This is a genomic window from Neorhizobium sp. P12A (assembly GCF_008365395.1).
Lineage (GTDB): Bacteria > Pseudomonadota > Alphaproteobacteria > Rhizobiales > Rhizobiaceae > Rhizobium.
The window spans coordinates 139842-155009 of the sequence record NZ_QOVX01000005.1; the positions used below are offsets into that span (position 1 = coordinate 139842).

A 15168-nucleotide genomic window follows, 5' to 3' on the forward strand; every position below is an offset into this window, starting at 1 on the left:
ACGTTGATCAGGTGCGCGCGGGGACGGCTGGAGCCTTGCCGGCGTCCTTCTCCTGCTTGAAGGTTTCATTGAGTTTCTTCAGGAAATCGGCCGAAGATTGCTTCTTGAGCCAGACCTCTTCCATGCCGCTGACCAGATAGGTGTCGGTCGCCGGGGGCAGGAAAGTCCAGGTCGTGTAGCCGTACTTGCCGGCGTTGACCGCGGACGACAGATTCTTCATCACTTCGATGTAGAGCGGCTGCACATTATCGGCGAGCTTGACCTTGGAGAGGTCCTTCAGGGGCAGGTTCCATTCGCCCTGCCAGACCGAGTTCATCTTGCTGTAGAAATCGTCCTTGAAGATGTAGTCGAGGACGGCGGCCGCGCCGTCGGCATTGCCGGCTTTGGCATTGACCGACAGTGTCGAGCCGATGCCGAGCGGATAGATCGGATCGCCACTCATGCTCGGGAAGCCGACGAAGCCGGGTTCCGCGTTGTTTTGCGGGAAATAGGTCGGGATATTGGTGAAGTTCCAGGTGCCCGTCGGCGCCATGCCGGCTTGGCCGGTCGCGATCTGGGCAAACGCCTGTTCCAGCGTCAGCGAAAAGTAATTGTCGCCGAAATAGCCCTTGTCCCACCACTGCGCCAGCTTGTCGATTGCAGCCACGAAGGCCGGGTCCGTCCACGGGATCGCGCCGGTCAGCGCCTTGTAGACGTTTTCCGGTCCTGAAATGGAATTCAGAACGATGGAGACATAGTGCTCGTTGGCCGGTCGCCAGTCCGCGTTGCCGGCACCGAAAGGCACAAGCCCCTTGGCTTTCATTTCATCGGCCAGGCTTTCGAACTCCGCGATAGTGGTCGGCGCCTTCCAATTGTTTGTGTTGAACAGGGTCTTGTTGTAGAAAAGCCCCAGCGTTTCATAGGTCTTGGCCAGCGCATAGAGCTTGCCGTCATACTTGCCGAGCTCAAGGAAGAGCGGCAGCAGGTTGTCGTTCCAGCCGTATTTCTTCGCATAGTCATCGAGCGGCAGCAGCTGGCCGGCCTGGGCCATTGCAGCCACATAGCTCGGACCGGCGGTGAAGACGACATCCGGACCGGTTCCCGACAGCATGGCGATGCGCAGTTGCTTGTCGAGATCGGAACCGCGGAAATCGATGCTCAGCATATCCTCGGGATGCGCGGCGTTGAACGAATCGACCAGGATATTCTTGAGATTGTCCTGATTTTCCGGCGATGCGGACTCATACCAGAAGCTGACGGGCTTCGGGTCGGCTGCGAACCCGAAGCGGGCCATGAACGGCAGGGTCGCAAGACCAAGCCCGGCTTTCAATACAGTACGGCGTTGCATGTTTTCCTCCTCCAGCTTGCCTCAGGCGGCCTTCGTCGAGCCCCTTTGGATTAGATTGAACGGCATTTCGACCGCGGTTCCGGGACCGGTTTTTTCACCTCGCAACCGTTCCATCAGCGTCTGGGCCGCTCGTTCACCCATCTGCCATTGAAACTGAGCAACCGTCGTCAACGACGGCGTGACCAGCTTGGCAGCGGAAATGTCGTCGAAACCGACGACGGCGATATCCCTGGGGATCTCTATGCCGCGCTCGCGAAGCGCCTGCATGACTCCGATCGCCATCAAGTCGTTGGCTGCGAAGATCGCAGTGGGCTCGAAGCCATTCGCGAGAATGGCTTCGGCCGCTCGCGTGCCGCCGATCTCGCTGAATTCCTCGTCGACAACGACATGGTCCTTATGGCCGGCCGCGGCGAGCGCGGTGCGATATCCCTCGATCCGGGTGGATTGCGGGCCACCCCGACCGGCCACCATGGCGATGCGTTGATGACCCTGCGCGATCAGATATTCGGTAACCGCATAGGCCGCGGCACGGCTGTCGACGAAGATATCATCGACGGCAATCTCGCCGCCCTGCTTCTTCGAGGATTCGATACGCACGACCGGCACGCCGGCTTCGATCAGAGGACTGAAATCCTGGGCACGCAGCGTGAAGAACACGCCGATCACGCCATCCACACGCCCTTGTCGCGCCCAGTCCAGGAAATGCCGCTCGCGTTCGGGCGAGCCGTCGGTGTTGACCGAGATCACGTCATAACTCAGGCCATCGGTGACCGACTGTATGCCGCGGATCAGCGACGGATAGAACGGGTTGGTTATGTCAGGCACGATGCAGGCGATCGTCATCGATCGGCTCGTCTTCAATGCCTGAGCGAAGCGGTTCGGCACATAGCCGAGGTCCTTTGCCGCCTTGGTTATTCGCGCCCAAGTCTCCGGCGGAATGGATGGTGCGCCACCGCTGAGGACCAGCGAAACGGTCGCCTGCGAGACGCCCGCTGCTTTTGCTACATCCTTCTGCGTCGCCCGCGTGCCCGTCAACGTAATCTCACTTATACGTATTAGTGATACGTATCAATAATCAGACAGCGCCTAATTCGTCAAGTCCCTCTCGCAATTCTGAAATGGTCAGGGGCGCCAGATGAGGGACCCCCACGGTGGCGAGAACGAGCATCGGTGCTCATCGGGACCATAGTCCGAAGCGTCTCGTTCTAAGTCTTCGTTCTGGTGTACACCAAATCCGGCAGGACGATCCACTCGCCTGTCCGCAGATCCTCGACATCAAGCCGCCCGCTCCCATCCCGGCGCGCCAAGCCGGAAAATCGATATCGTCGGCCGTGCCCATCGACAACGGAGCCACGGACCGGTCGGTCGGCGACAAAACCAACGACCGGGCCATCCGGCTCGACGTTGCTGAGGATGAAATACTCGAAAGGCAGGTTTCGGCTTACCATGGAATTGGGATTCAATTTCAGAGATGGTCGGGACTACAACGAAGCGCGTTGAAGCAGTTGAAGTCCCGCAGCAACGAAGGCGAGCCATAGAGCCTCGCTCCAGTGATTGAACGAATCCGGCGAGTATCGCTGGCGGGTGAGAACTGCGATCGCGGCCATCAACAGGGCGTAGAGTTGCAGACACCGCGACGCGGAAAGAAGAAGGCTGGATTTTGAGAACAGCGCGATCAACAGAGACAAATTGACCTTGACGACAAATCTGCCGACGGTTGCCCGTGAGACGCTGTCGAGTTCAATCGCCATGAAGAGATACCGTCGTTCGCTCGCGAGATGACGCCGAAACTTCCGCATCGGCGTCGGCCGAGTTCTTGTCATCGCTGTTGTCGGAGATCGTCATCGGCCCTGCCGCAGACTGCTCTCGCAATCGCTGCTTCATCCGGATTTTGACAAGCCGCCGAGAGGGCCTGATCTCGATGATAAAAGGCTTGGCGCCAGGCTTCATGAATTCCTCGCAGGAAGGATGTCGGACACAACTACCTTTGACGCCTCCTTAAGCAGGGGAGAGCGCCAAGGCGACATGAGCCCATTCGCCGGCCCTCTTTCGCTCGGCGGACGGTGCGTGAGTTGTGAACTCTTTCGCTTGTGGATGTAGGCCCGAGGGACGTAGGATTTCCATTACGGAAATAGCGAGACTGTATAAGAATCTCATAGTAGACCACGGCGGGCTTTGTCTTCTGACGGCGTTTCTATGGTGGAGAAATCTACATCCCGTCCGGCGGCCGGACTGAAATTCGCCGCTCGGTCGACCTCAAATAATATTAGCCGGATGACCTTATCCGAGCGCGAAATAACCCGCCGTTCAGAAGTCGTGCAGCGGTCGACACACACTTCGGAGTTCAGTAGTAGCGCTTGCAACCGATCGCTCCTACCCTACCTCATTGCCTAGGGTTTGCTCGGCAAACGACAACACCGGAGATCGAGATAGAGATGAAGCCCTTTGCAGCCCTTTTCGTCGTCACGACGCTGCTGACCGCCTGCGCCCAGGCTTCAGGTGGCATCTCCCTGGAGCCTATCCCCGGCAGTATCACCTATGGTGGCCAACCGACACAGAAACTTACCAAGTCTCCGATCGGAAGCCAGGTGCCACATATCTTCACGGATCAGTGGGGTGAAAGAGTTCGTGAGACGTACATCATCCAGCCGGACCGGACGTTGAGGCTTGTCAGCCGCGTCTATATAGAATCGCCGTTCGATTAGCTGATCTCGCAGACCCGATCATCGGATCTCAACTCCAGGTGCGTTGCTGTGGCGAACTTGTTCTGACCACCGGAGATTCATTTTTAGCGGCGTCAAATACGCGCCGAAAGATGGCGTCGGATTACGGGCGGGCTTTCGATGCCTTGCTCTTCACTGCATCCGAGACTTCCGCAATCGACCACACGTCAAGCATAGCGGCTGATTGCAAGTCCATGCACGTCGATTTCGGGTGCTTTGCCGCTGACGATGTCGCTGAGGACTTTCGCCGATCCGGTGCTCATGGTCCAACCCAGGGTTCCGTGGCCGGTGTTGAGAAACAGGCCTGCAATTCTGGTCGCCCCGATGACCGGGGTTCCGTCCGGCGTCATCGGCCGAAGTCCCGACCAGAACAGTGCCTTTGAGACGTCCCCACCGGGGAAGAGATCCGTTACCGAATGCTCCAGCGTACGACGGCGCGCTTCGCCGAGATCGTTGGTATAGCCTGAGATTTCAGCCATGCCTCCGACGCGGATACGATCGCCGAGGCGCGTGATCGCAATCTTGTAAGTCTCGTCCATGATCGTCGATTCCGGAGCTCTGGAGGCGTCCGCGATTGGAATTGTCAGCGAATACCCCTTCACAGGATAGACCGGCAGTTTGATTCCCATGGGCTTGAGCAAAAGCGGTGAAAAGCTCCCAAGCGCGACGACGATGATGTCCGCATCGAGACGCCCACGATCGGTCGTGATGCCACGGACACGCCCAGCCTCAACATTCAAGCCTTGTATCACCGTGTTGAAGAGGAAACGGACGCCAAATTTACCGGCTTTCTCGGCCAAGGCATTGGCGAATTTGAAGCAGTCGCCGGTCTCGTCCATGGGCGTCAGCAGCCCTCCGACGAATTTTTCGCGCACGTGCGTGAGAGCCGGTTCAAAGTGAGTGCAGTCGTCTCGTCCCAACAATCTGTAGGGAATTCCGTCCGCGGCGAGTGCCTTCATATCCTTTGCGCAGGCATCGAGTTGCTGCTGCGTGCGGAACAATTGCAGCGTACCCTTCATCCGCTCGTCATAGCGAATGCCGGTTTCTTTTCGAACATCCGCTAGCGTCTGCCGGCTGTAGTCGGCCAGCCGTAACATGCGGCTCTTGTTTATCGGGTACCGCTCCGAGGTACAGTTCGAAAGCATCTTGAAAAGCCATGAGACCATGGCCGCATCAAGCTTCGGCCTCAGGATCAGCGGCGCGTGCCGCATGAATATCCACTTCAGCGCCTTTTGCGGGATCCCAGGGGCGGCCCAGGGAGAGCAATATCCAAACGAAACCTCGCCGGCATTTGTATAGCTTGTCTCGAGCGCAGGCGCCTTTTGCCTATCAACCACGGTGACATCGTGACCGGCTTTTGCAAGCTGATAAGCGAATGTCACGTCGATGATGCCGCCCCCCCAGTACGATGACTTTCATGTTTTCCTCGACGGATGGGACACGTCCATTGCGCTATCGGCGATGATGGATTGCAAAGGGGGAGCGGCTGCCGGGAGGTCCGACGCTAGCCCTGGAGTTCCCAATGACTGCGACGACCTCCCTGGGAGGTCGTCAGACATTTTGTTGTGGTCAAGCCAGCGTGTATGCTGTCTTGACCGTTGTGAAGAATTCTGCGGCGTACTTGCCCTGCTCGCGCGAGCCGAAGGACGATCCTTTGCGGCCGCCGAAGGGCACGTGGAAGTCGACGCCCGCCGTCGGCAGGTTGACCATCACCATGCCGGCCTCGGCATTGCGCTTGAAATGCGTGGCATGCTTCAGGCTGGTCGTCGCGATGCCCGACGACAGGCCAAACGGCGTGTCGTTGGCGACGGCCAGCGCCTCTTCGTAATCCCTAACGCGAATGACCGATGCGACCGGCCCGAAAATCTCTTCACGGGAAATGCGCATCTGGTTGGTCGCTTCGGTAAACAGCGTCGGCTGCAGGTAGAAGCCGGGCGTGTCGCGCTTGATCAGCTCGCCGCCGAAGGCAAGCTTGGCGCCTTCCTGTTTGCCGATCTCGATATAGTCGGTATCGGTCTTCAGCTGCTTCTCGTCGACCACGGGGCCGATATGGGTGCCCGGCTTCATCGCGTCGTCGACATTGAGCGTCTTCAGCTTCTCGGTCATGGCAGCGACGAAGCGGTCGTGGATTCCTTCGGTCACGATCAGGCGCGAGGATGCCGTGCAGCGCTGGCCGGTCGAGAAGAAGGCCGAATTGGCGGCAGCCTCGACGGCGACGGTAAGGTCGGCATCGTCGAGAATGACCATCGGGTTCTTGCCGCCCATTTCGAGCTGGTACTTGCGGTTATGCTCGACGGACGAAACCGCAACGCGCTTGCCCGTGCCGACAGAGCCGGTAAAGGTGATGCCCGCCAGCTCCGGGCTGTCGAGCATGGCCTGACCGACGACCGAGCCCTTGCCCATGACGAGGTTCAGCACGCCCTTCGGCAGGCCGGCGCGATGCAGGATATCGACGATCGCCCAGGAACAGCCGGGCACGAGATCGGCCGGCTTGAAGACGACGGTGTTGCCGTAGCAGAGCGCCGGGGCGATCTTCCAGGTCGGGATGGCGATCGGGAAGTTCCAGGGGGTGATGATGCCGATGACGCCGATCGGCTCGCGGGTGATCTCGACGCCGATATTGGGACGCACGGAGGGAAGCACTTCGCCCGCCAAGCGCAGCGCCTCGCCGGCAAAGAATTCGAAGATCTGCGCGGCGCGGATCGTCTCGCCGATCGCTTCCGGCAGGGTCTTGCCTTCCTCGCGGGCAAGCAGCGCGCCAAGCTCGTCCTTGCGCGCCATGATCTCGTCGCCGGCCTTCTTCAGGATGACATGGCGTTCCCAGATGCCCGAGCGCGACCAGGCCGGGAAAGCAGCCTTGGCAGCCGCGATCGCGTTGGCCACATCCTTGGCATCGGCGCTCGCATAAAGCCCGACCACTTCATTCGTGTTCGACGGGTTGATGTTCTCCGCGCCGTTCGAACCGGTCCACTCGCCGGCAATCAGGTTCTGAAACATATCTGCTCCCTCACGCTGCAACGGCGGGCTTGGCGTAGGCCGCGACCACCTTGCGGATCGCGGCGCCAATCTGCTGCAGATGGCGTTCTTCCAGGCGGTCCGTCCACCACATGCAGATCGTTTCCTTGCAGGCGCGTTCCGCCTCCGGGCAAAGTCCGTCGGCATAGTCGATCTTGCGCACGCCCTCGAGCGTGAACGGCCATCCTGATGCGCCGAAGGTCTTGTGCTCACGGATGAGCGGATAGGCGTAGAGCGGGATCTGGCCGGGATAGCCGATGAAGCCGTCGATGCCCTCGGCAGTCAGTGCCTTCATCACCTCGGTGACGGGGACGGCGAGCTTTGCCGGATCGAGCCGGAACGAATAGAAGAAATAGACGCCGGTCGTGCCTTCAAGCGGCAGCACAGGCTGCACATCGACGCCGGCAAGAAGCTGCGTCAGCCGGTCCGCGGACGCGACGCGGGCGTCGACAAACTGTTCCAGCTTCTTCAGCTGTTCGAGGCCGACGGCAGCCTGAAGTTCGGTCATGTGGTAGTTCGGCGCGAGAAACAGGTGATCGCGCCCGCCTCGCTCGCGCGGCCAGCCCTTGTCGCTGCAATGACGCAAGCCTCGACCGAATTGTTCGTCCTTGTTGCTGATGACCATACCGCCATCGCCGGTCGTCATGTGCTTCGATTGCTGGAAGCTGAAGCAGGCGACGTCTCCGAAAGTGCCGCAGAGCTTGCCCTTGTAATAGGCGAGATGCGCCTGGGCGCAGTCCTCGATGACGAAGAGGTCGTGCTTGCGGGCAATCGCCATGATCGCGTCCATGTCGGCTGGGTGGCCATAAACATGCGTCACCATGATTGCGCGGGTCCGTGGCGTGATGTTGCGCTCGATTGAGGCCGGATCGATGTTCTGGGTAATCGGATCGACGTCGGCGAAGACGGGAATTGCGAGCTGGGCGACAACGGGAATGACGGTGCCCACGTCAGTGACTGGCGAGAGGATGATCTCATCGCCCGGCTCGGGATTGAGATAGATCACCGCGGTGTGAAGCGCCGCAGTGCCGTTTGCGACGGCGACCGCATGTTTGACACCGTATTTCTCGGCAAATGCCTGCTCGAATTCCGCGGTCTTCTTCCCCGTCAGGAAGGACAGGCGCCCCGACTTTATGACCTCCGCCAGCGCATCGAGTTCTTCCTGCCCGAAGGTGCGGCCAGAGGCGTCACGAAAACTCGGCAAGGTGCCGTCGATCGCGCGCGGGCCGCCGTTGATTGCCAAATCCTGCATTCCGATGTCTCCCAAAACTAAAAGTGAGGCCGTAGCCGGCTAAAAAGGCTCAGAGTCCGAGAAAATTGGCCATCAGCTGAAGCTGGTGGTCGAGCATGTGGCGACCGAGATGTATGCGGCATCCGACGTCGCGGGCGGCCTGAAGCAGCGGCGTGATTTCCGGTTCCATGATGACTTCGGCAACAATCATGTTCGGTTCGAGCAGCGAAGCATCGAGCGGCAGGGGATCGGTGACGTTCATGCCGAGAGTGGTACCGTTGACGACGAGATCGTGCCCGCGCGGATCGACAGAGCCGATTGCGACGTCGATTTCCGGATAGGCGGTGCGCAGCTTGGCGGCCAGCGTCTCGATCTTGTCGACCGTGCGGTTGGCCAGCGTCAGCTTCGTGATCCCAGCCTCGGCGAGCGCGAAGGCGACGGCGTTGGCCGCCCCGCCTGCCCCGACGAGATAGACGGAGCGTCCGCGCACCTCGATGCCCTGACCGCGCAGGCCCTCGACGAAACCTATGCCATCGAGCTGGTCGCCGACGAGCCGGCCGTCCGCTTCGCGTCGCACGACATTTGCGGCGCCGACAGCCAGCGCCTGCGGGCTCACCTCGTCGCAAAGCCGGATGATGGACTGCTTGTGCGGCACGGTGACGATGGCGCCATCGAAGCTTTTCAGCACACGCAGGCTGGCGACGAAACCGTCGAGATCGGCCGGCGCAACATTGAGCGGCACCATGACCGCGTCCTTGCCGCGCATCATCGCGATGCGATTGATGCCGGGAGGCGCCTTCACGTGTTCGGTCGGATGCGCAAGGATGCCGAGGACGCGCGTGCGGCCGCTGATTTCAACGACCTTGGGGATTTCAGCGATCTTGGGCTCTTCAATGATCGACATGCTGCCCTGCCCTCACTTGCCCCAGGAGAGTGCCAGGGGATTGACGCCGCCTGCGAGTTCCAGGAGGCCAGCCCGCGTTGCTGGATGAAGCGGCTCGAGCGGATGGCGGACGTGATCGGACTTGATGACGCCCCCCTCCATCATGACAGTCTTGGCAGCCCGAAGACCGCACTGCCGGTTTTCATAATTGATCAGCGGCAGGATGCGCTCGTAGGCCTTCGCGGCCTGCTGGCGGTCGCCGGCGCGATGATATTGGATCACAGGGCGGATCAGATCGGGCAGCATGGCGCTCGACATGACGCCGGTCGCACCAGCATCGAGATCCGCCATCAGGGTGATTGCCTCTTCGCCATCGAACGGTCCCTCGACCGCCTCGCCGCCGAGTTCGATGAGCTTGCGGAGCTTAGCGGCCGTCCCCGCGACCTCGATCTTGAAGTAGCGCACGAGCGGCAGGTCGCGCGCGATGCGCGCCATGAAATCGGCTGAAAGGGTAACGCCGCTCAAGGGGGCGTCCTGGATCACGATCGGAACGCCGGCAGCATCGGCGACCCGGGCGAAATGCTCGCGGATTGATGTCTCATCGAGCTTGATGCCTGCGCCATGATAAGGCGGCATCAGCATGATGAGCTTGGCGCCGTGCTTCGAGGCGTGCTCGGCGCGGGCAGCGGCGATCTGTGTGCTGAAATGGCTGCAGGTCACCATGACAGGTACGCGGCCTGCGACATGAGCGAGGCTGAGCTCGGTCAGCTGCAGGCGTTCTTCGTCGGACAAAAGAAACTGCTCGGAATAGTTCGCCAGAATGCAGATACCGTCGACACCCTGGTCGATCATGCAATCAAGCACGCGGCGCTGGCCGTCGAAATCGACATCTCCCGTTTCAGTGAAAGGTGTCGGCGCCACTGGGTAGAGTCCGGAATAGGGTCGATCACTCGCCATCTTTAAAAATGCCCCGCAAATTTTCGTGTAACTCAAGTCTGCACTTGACTTCTGAACCGGTATCACGAATGATTTTTGCACGCAATGGTCAATTTCAGGAGATATCGATGCCCGAGCATCAATCCGGCCCCGCCGTCATCCGCCTGCATGACATGGACAACGTGGTCGTCGCCACGCGCCCTATCGTGGCAGGCGAGGCGATCGGGGAGGTCTCGGCGCTGAGTGCGATCCCGAGCGGCCACAAGATCGCCGTGCGCACGATCCCTCAAGGTGAGGTCGTCCTTAAGTACGGGCAGGTCATCGGTCGCGCCAGCCGCGACATCGCTCCCGGTGAGCATGTTCATCTGCAGAATCTTGCGATGCTCGACAGCGCCGTCTCGCACGAATTCGCCGCCGACGGTCGGCCGACGCCGCTTCTTCCCGAGAGCGAAAGACGAAGCTTCAAAGGCTATCTGCGCCCCTCGGGCCTCGTGGGCACCCGCAATTACGTCGGCATCATCACTTCGGTGAACTGCTCTGCCACCGTCGCCAGGGCGGTTGCCGACTACTTCAAGATCAACGGCTTCGGCAACTATGCCAATGTCGACGGCGTCGTCGCGCTGACGCATGGCACCGGTTGCGCCATCCCGACCAACACCGAAGGCTACGCCTATCTGCGGCGCACGCTGAACGGCTATGCCCGCAACCCGAATTTCGCGGCCATCCTGATGATCGGGCTCGGATGCGAGACGAACCAGATCAGTCATCTGGTCAAGGCCTTCGAACTGGAGGAAGGCCCTCTCTTGCGCACGATGACCATCCAGCGCATGGGCGGGACGAGAAAGACGATCGAGGAAGCCGTTTCGATCATCCAGGAGCTTCTGCCGGAAATCGATGCCGTGAAGCGGACCGAGCAGCCATTGTCCGGTCTCAAGGTCGCGCTGCAATGTGGCGGCTCTGATGGCTATTCCGGAATTACCGCCAACCCGGCGCTCGGCTATGCCGCCGATCTCGTGGTGAAGAGCGGCGGTACGGCCGTTCTCAGTGAGACCCCTGAAATCTATGGCGCCGAGCACCTTCTGACACGGCGCGCCGCCACGCCTGCCATCGCCGAAAAGCTGATGACGCGCATCGATTGGTGGCGCGATTACACGGCAAAAAATGGTGCTGAGCTGAATAACAATCCCTCGCACGGCAACAAGGAAGGCGGCCTCACGACCATCCTCGAAAAGTCGCTTGGCGCGGTTGCCAAGGGCGGTTCAATGCCGCTGATGGAAGTCTACGAATATGCAGAACCCATCACCGAACCCGGTTTCGTCTTCATGGATACGCCAGGCTACGATCCCGTCGCCGTCACAGGGCAAGTCGCCGGCGGCTGCAACCTCGTCGTCTTCACCACCGGCCGCGGTTCCGTCTCCGGCTTTAAGCCTGCGCCCTGCATCAAGGTTGCGACAAACAACGAGATGTACGAGCACATGAGCGAGGACATGGATATCAATTGTGGCGGTATCGTCGACGGCAGCGACAGCATCCAGCTGGCGGGCGAGCGCATTTTCGAGAGAATCATTGCCGTCGCCTCCGGGGAGCGGACGCTGAGCGAGGGATACAATTATGGTGACCTCGAATTTGTTCCTTGGCAAATAGGTGCGGTCACCTGAGACGGGAAAGGACGAAATGGCGCACCGAACACTCGCCTACGAAGCCATCGCCGACACGCTGCGCAAGGCTGTGACGTCGCGGAGCCTTCCGGAAGGCACGGTCCTTCTCGAGGGACCGATCGCGGCGCTCTTCGATTCGAGCCGCTCGCCCGTGAAGCAAGCGCTGGCGACGCTGGAAGCCGAGGGCCTCGTGCGCCGTTTCGACGGACGTGGCGTGCTCGCGGGCAAGACGGGCGAGCCGCAGCGCCTCAAGATAACGCCTGACATGCTGAAGCTGGAAGACGAAACCATAACGAGCCCCAAGACGTTCGCCTGGCAGAATTTCTACTACGACTTCGAAAATACCGTCATCCTGCGCGCCGTCTTCGGCAGCTTTCGCATCAACGAACTCGCTTTGGCCCGCCATTACAATGTCGGTCGCACCGTTGCCGGCGACATCCTCAATCACGCCGTAAAAAACGGCATCGTTACGCGCGACGAGAAGTCCCGCTGGTGGATCAATCCCCTCAGCGAGGATCGTTTTCACGATCTCTACGAGGTCCGCATGCTCCTCGAGCCGGCAGCGCTCAGAACCGCCATGCTACGCATTCCTGCGGAAGCCTTAAGCACGATGCGAAAGCGTCTGGTTGCGGCATCGGAACATTTTCCGGCGGTAGCGAGCGCCGAACTCGACACGCTTGAAGAGGACCTTCACGTCGCCACGCTGCAATACAGCGCCAACCCCGAGATTCTCGAAGCCCTAAAGCGCACGCGATGCGTGCTTGTTGCCGGAAAACACATCCAACGCGCTGTCCGGGGCACTTTGCCGATCGATGCCTTTATGGACGAACACCTGGCGATCATGGACGCGGTCGCCGCGTACAACTACCCGCTCGCCCAACAGGCCCTGACATCCCACCTCGAACAATCCAGCATCAAGGCCAAGGAACGCCTACAGGCCTATCTCGCCATGTCAGATATTACACCGATATCCTATGTGCTCGACTGAATCGGACCGTTTAGCTGCCCTTCCCTTTCGCCTGCTGCTCGGAGATGATCTGCTCCTTGATCACCTCTCGAAGCGTCTGCGCAAGGTTCGGCGTGGCGCTGGAGCAGCAGACCATGATAGAACTGCTCGGCGCCTCAAGCGACATGTAGCCGTGCTTCATGGTGCTATCGAGATAGACGCTGTCGCCCTGTTCGAGATCGGTCGGCTCATAATACTCGCTGAAGAGGCGGATTCTGCCGCTGAGGACGAGAATGAACTCCTCGCCGACATGGGCAGTCAGCGGCCCCATCTGCTCCGGCGTCAGCGCGCGCACCTCGATATGAATCGGGATAATGCGTTTATGGGCGACGTCGGAAGACAGGTAACTGTAACGATAGTACTCCCGGTCGAGCTGCTGTCCTTCGAGATTGCGATTGATGCTGCGGCGCGCGACGACAAGGGGCGGCGTCGGCTCATTCGGCGACGAGTTCAGCAGATCGCCGATTTCGACACCAAGCCCATGCGACAGCTTGAGGATCGTATCGAAATTCGGTGAGATATGTCCGTTCTCGACTTTGGACAGGGTGGAGGTGGCTATGCCCGTCATAGAGCTGACTTCAGCAAGCGTCCAACCATGGTAGGCTCGACGATCCTTCAGTAGCTTTCCGAGGTTTTTTACTTTTTCATTCATGTCTTGCCGTGTTTTCCAATCTTGCCGGTGCCTCTTGCAGAAGTCATGATTTCCGCTCGATGCTCTTGCGCAGAGACATAGCGCCTAGAGCCGCAAACAGAAACGTCACACAAAGCACAACGGAAACAAGCGCATTGATTTCCGGGGTGAAGCCAGTTCGCATCATTGCCCAAAGCCGCATGGGGAGTGTTGTTTCCCCTCCGACGAGAAAAAACGTTACCAATGTTTCGTCGAAGGAGAGGGCAAAAGCAAGTAGGGAACTGGTGACCAGGGCTGAGCGCAACTGCGGAAACACAACATATACAAAGGTTTCCCAGCCGTTCGCCCCAAGATCGAGGGAGGCTTCGATCTGCGAATTTTCCATCGCGTCGAGCCTGATCGTGACCATCCTGTAGATCACCGCCAGAATCAGAACGACGTGGCCGGCGGTGACAGTGACCAGGCTGCGTTCGATGCCGATCTCGCGGAAGGCAACCAGCAGCGAGATGCCGGTGATGATCGCAGGCAGGACGAAAGGCAGGAAGATCACGAATTCGACATAGGAACGACCACTGCGCGCGCCGGTCTTCATGTAGTATGCGAGACCGAGCGAAATCGCGCTGGCAATCAAAACGGCGCAGACGCCGACGATCAGCGAATTGGACAGAGCGTCGATCAACTGACTATTGCTTGCGAATTTGCCGTACCATTGCAGGCTGAAGTCCGACCAGTCCAGCTTGCGGTCTTTGATGCCCACGAAAGAAAGCAGGATGACGATAGCCGCCGGTGCATAGAGCACCGCAAAGGTGATGCCACCTATTATCCAGAGCAGGGTGATGGTGATTCGTTCGAGCAAGGTCATTTGATCCTCGCGGTGCGTGAAATGAGAGATGCAAGCGCAATCAGCGCGACGACGGCAATCAGCAGCATAACGGCGAGAGCCGCGCCGAAGGGCCAGTTGAAGGCCATGCCGAACTGGCTCCAGACGGCGCGACCGAAGGTGAATCCTTCGCTGCCGCCGACCATCTGAGGCGTGAGATAATCGCCGAGAGCAATCACCATGACAAAGAGCGCCGCGGCAATCGAGCCGGGCAGGCTGAGCGGCAGGACGACCGTCAGGAATATCTGCCCGGGCTTTGCACCGAGATCCGCGGCCGCGGCGATCAGAGATTGCGGAATTCGCTCCAACGCCAAAAAGATCGGCAGGATGCCGAAGGGCAGATAGATCACTGCCATCGTCATCATCACCGCTGTCTGGTTGAATATGAAGAGCTTGCTGGGCACGTCGATAATGCCGAGGGACAGCAGTATGGAGTTCAGGAAGCCATTGAAGCCGAGGATGCTGCGCATCGCATAGATCTTGACGACATAGTTCATGACCAGCGGAAGCGCGCTCAAGAGCAAAAGCAAGTAGCGAACGGAGCCGTCCAGACGCCAGATCAGGTACGAAAGTATATAGCCGAAGACGAGCGATATCAGCGCCACGACGAAGGCGAGCTTCAGCGTGCTGAAGAAGACGTAGAGATAGCTCCCGCTCGTGAAGAAGGCGGCATAGTTGGCGAAAGTCAGTGCGCCCGTCAGCTTGCCATTGTCCTGCTCGAGAAAACTGGAGGCAAGGAAGGACACGAGCGGCAACAGGATCATCACGGTCGGCAGGCCGTAAACCAGCACACTCGCGACGAGTTTGCCGAGGCTGCGGGATGGCTTTGAGGCTGCCTGCTCGATTGCGATATCGGAGGGGGCTGTCGCGATGCTCAT

The 15168-nt window shown here is 59.7% G+C and carries 14 protein-coding genes and 1 pseudogene; 3 read left to right on the forward strand and 12 right to left on the reverse strand.

The window, feature by feature from the left end:
• Positions 1–7: 7 nt before the first annotated feature.
• From DTW90_RS16925 to DTW90_RS16940, 4 genes are all read right to left on the reverse strand, one after another.
• Complete coding sequence (locus DTW90_RS16925; RefSeq protein ID WP_149339708.1) at positions 8–1327, reverse strand: extracellular solute-binding protein; 1320 nt, start codon at positions 1325–1327, stop codon at positions 8–10.
• 21 nt (positions 1328–1348) lie between these two features.
• Positions 1349–2362, reverse strand: coding sequence for a LacI family DNA-binding transcriptional regulator (locus DTW90_RS16930; RefSeq protein ID WP_132523063.1), 1014 nt, complete (start codon positions 2360–2362; stop codon positions 1349–1351).
• Positions 2363–2532: 170 nt separating this feature from the next.
• Complete coding sequence (locus tag DTW90_RS16935) at positions 2533–2775, reverse strand: hypothetical protein (RefSeq protein WP_132523061.1); 243 nt, start codon at positions 2773–2775, stop codon at positions 2533–2535.
• Between the two features lie 33 nt (positions 2776–2808).
• On the reverse strand, positions 2809–3078 hold the full coding sequence (locus tag DTW90_RS16940; protein WP_132523059.1) for a hypothetical protein: 270 nt from the start codon (positions 3076–3078) through the stop codon (positions 2809–2811).
• A gap of 684 nt (positions 3079–3762) precedes the next feature.
• Between DTW90_RS16940 and DTW90_RS16945 the strand changes: the two genes are divergently transcribed.
• A complete protein-coding gene (locus DTW90_RS16945; RefSeq protein WP_132523057.1) occupies positions 3763–4032 on the forward strand; it encodes a hypothetical protein in 270 nt (89 codons plus the stop codon).
• A 185-nt stretch (positions 4033–4217) separates the two neighbouring features.
• Here the strand turns inward: DTW90_RS16945 and DTW90_RS16950 are convergent.
• The 5 genes and pseudogenes from DTW90_RS16950 to DTW90_RS16970 form a co-directional block, all read right to left on the reverse strand.
• Positions 4218–5469: pseudogene (locus DTW90_RS16950) on the reverse strand (D-amino acid dehydrogenase).
• A 150-nt stretch (positions 5470–5619) separates the two neighbouring features.
• Complete coding sequence (locus tag DTW90_RS16955; protein WP_149339710.1) at positions 5620–7047, reverse strand: aldehyde dehydrogenase family protein; 1428 nt, start codon at positions 7045–7047, stop codon at positions 5620–5622.
• A 10-nt stretch (positions 7048–7057) separates the two neighbouring features.
• On the reverse strand, positions 7058–8317 hold the full coding sequence (locus DTW90_RS16960; RefSeq protein ID WP_149339711.1) for a DegT/DnrJ/EryC1/StrS family aminotransferase: 1260 nt from the start codon (positions 8315–8317) through the stop codon (positions 7058–7060).
• Positions 8318–8366: 49 nt separating this feature from the next.
• A complete protein-coding gene (locus DTW90_RS16965; RefSeq protein WP_149339713.1) occupies positions 8367–9200 on the reverse strand; it encodes a shikimate dehydrogenase in 834 nt (277 codons plus the stop codon).
• Positions 9201–9212: 12 nt separating this feature from the next.
• A complete protein-coding gene (locus DTW90_RS16970; RefSeq protein ID WP_149339715.1) occupies positions 9213–10136 on the reverse strand; it encodes a dihydrodipicolinate synthase family protein in 924 nt (307 codons plus the stop codon).
• A gap of 107 nt (positions 10137–10243) precedes the next feature.
• Here DTW90_RS16970 and DTW90_RS16975 point away from each other — a divergent pair, with 107 nt between their 5' ends.
• Positions 10244–11773 carry an altronate dehydratase family protein gene (locus DTW90_RS16975; protein ID WP_132523047.1) on the forward strand — a complete coding sequence of 510 codons (1530 nt, stop codon included), beginning with the start codon at positions 10244–10246 and terminating at the stop codon, positions 11771–11773.
• A gap of 16 nt (positions 11774–11789) precedes the next feature.
• Entirely contained in the window at positions 11790–12761 is a 972-nt protein-coding gene (locus DTW90_RS16980) for a GntR family transcriptional regulator (protein WP_149339717.1), read from the forward strand.
• A gap of 10 nt (positions 12762–12771) precedes the next feature.
• On the opposite strand, the gene DTW90_RS16985 is transcribed toward DTW90_RS16980, so the two are convergent.
• The 3 genes from DTW90_RS16985 to DTW90_RS16995 are packed head-to-tail and all read right to left on the reverse strand — an operon-like array spanning position 12772 to position 15168.
• Entirely contained in the window at positions 12772–13431 is a 660-nt protein-coding gene (locus DTW90_RS16985; protein WP_149339719.1) for an XRE family transcriptional regulator, read from the reverse strand.
• Positions 13432–13474: 43 nt separating this feature from the next.
• On the reverse strand, positions 13475–14272 hold the full coding sequence (locus DTW90_RS16990; RefSeq protein ID WP_132523041.1) for an ABC transporter permease: 798 nt from the start codon (positions 14270–14272) through the stop codon (positions 13475–13477).
• Positions 14269–15168 carry an ABC transporter permease gene (locus DTW90_RS16995; protein ID WP_149339721.1) on the reverse strand — a complete coding sequence of 300 codons (900 nt, stop codon included), beginning with the start codon at positions 15166–15168 and terminating at the stop codon, positions 14269–14271. The genes DTW90_RS16990 and DTW90_RS16995 overlap by 4 nt, the downstream gene beginning before the upstream one ends.

Coding starts and splice junctions, on each gene's coding strand:
- DTW90_RS16945 (WP_132523057.1), top strand. CDS start 3,763: ATGAAGCCCTTTGCAGCCCTTTTCGTCGTCACGACGCTGCTGACCGCC.
- DTW90_RS16995 (WP_149339721.1), bottom strand. CDS start 15,168: ATGAGCATCGCGACAGCCCCCTCCGATATCGCAATCGAGCAGGCAGCC.
- DTW90_RS16955 (WP_149339710.1), bottom strand. CDS start 7,047: ATGTTTCAGAACCTGATTGCCGGCGAGTGGACCGGTTCGAACGGCGCG.
- DTW90_RS16975 (WP_132523047.1), top strand. CDS start 10,244: ATGCCCGAGCATCAATCCGGCCCCGCCGTCATCCGCCTGCATGACATG.
- DTW90_RS16990 (WP_132523041.1), bottom strand. CDS start 14,272: ATGACCTTGCTCGAACGAATCACCATCACCCTGCTCTGGATAATAGGT.
- DTW90_RS16925 (WP_149339708.1), bottom strand. CDS start 1,327: ATGCAACGCCGTACTGTATTGAAAGCCGGGCTTGGTCTTGCGACCCTG.
- DTW90_RS16960 (WP_149339711.1), bottom strand. CDS start 8,317: ATGCAGGATTTGGCAATCAACGGCGGCCCGCGCGCGATCGACGGCACC.
- DTW90_RS16965 (WP_149339713.1), bottom strand. CDS start 9,200: ATGTCGATCATTGAAGAGCCCAAGATCGCTGAAATCCCCAAGGTCGTT.
- DTW90_RS16980 (WP_149339717.1), top strand. CDS start 11,790: ATGGCGCACCGAACACTCGCCTACGAAGCCATCGCCGACACGCTGCGC.
- DTW90_RS16970 (WP_149339715.1), bottom strand. CDS start 10,136: ATGGCGAGTGATCGACCCTATTCCGGACTCTACCCAGTGGCGCCGACA.
- DTW90_RS16935 (WP_132523061.1), bottom strand. CDS start 2,775: ATGGTAAGCCGAAACCTGCCTTTCGAGTATTTCATCCTCAGCAACGTC.
- DTW90_RS16985 (WP_149339719.1), bottom strand. CDS start 13,431: ATGAATGAAAAAGTAAAAAACCTCGGAAAGCTACTGAAGGATCGTCGA.
- DTW90_RS16940 (WP_132523059.1), bottom strand. CDS start 3,078: ATGGCGATTGAACTCGACAGCGTCTCACGGGCAACCGTCGGCAGATTT.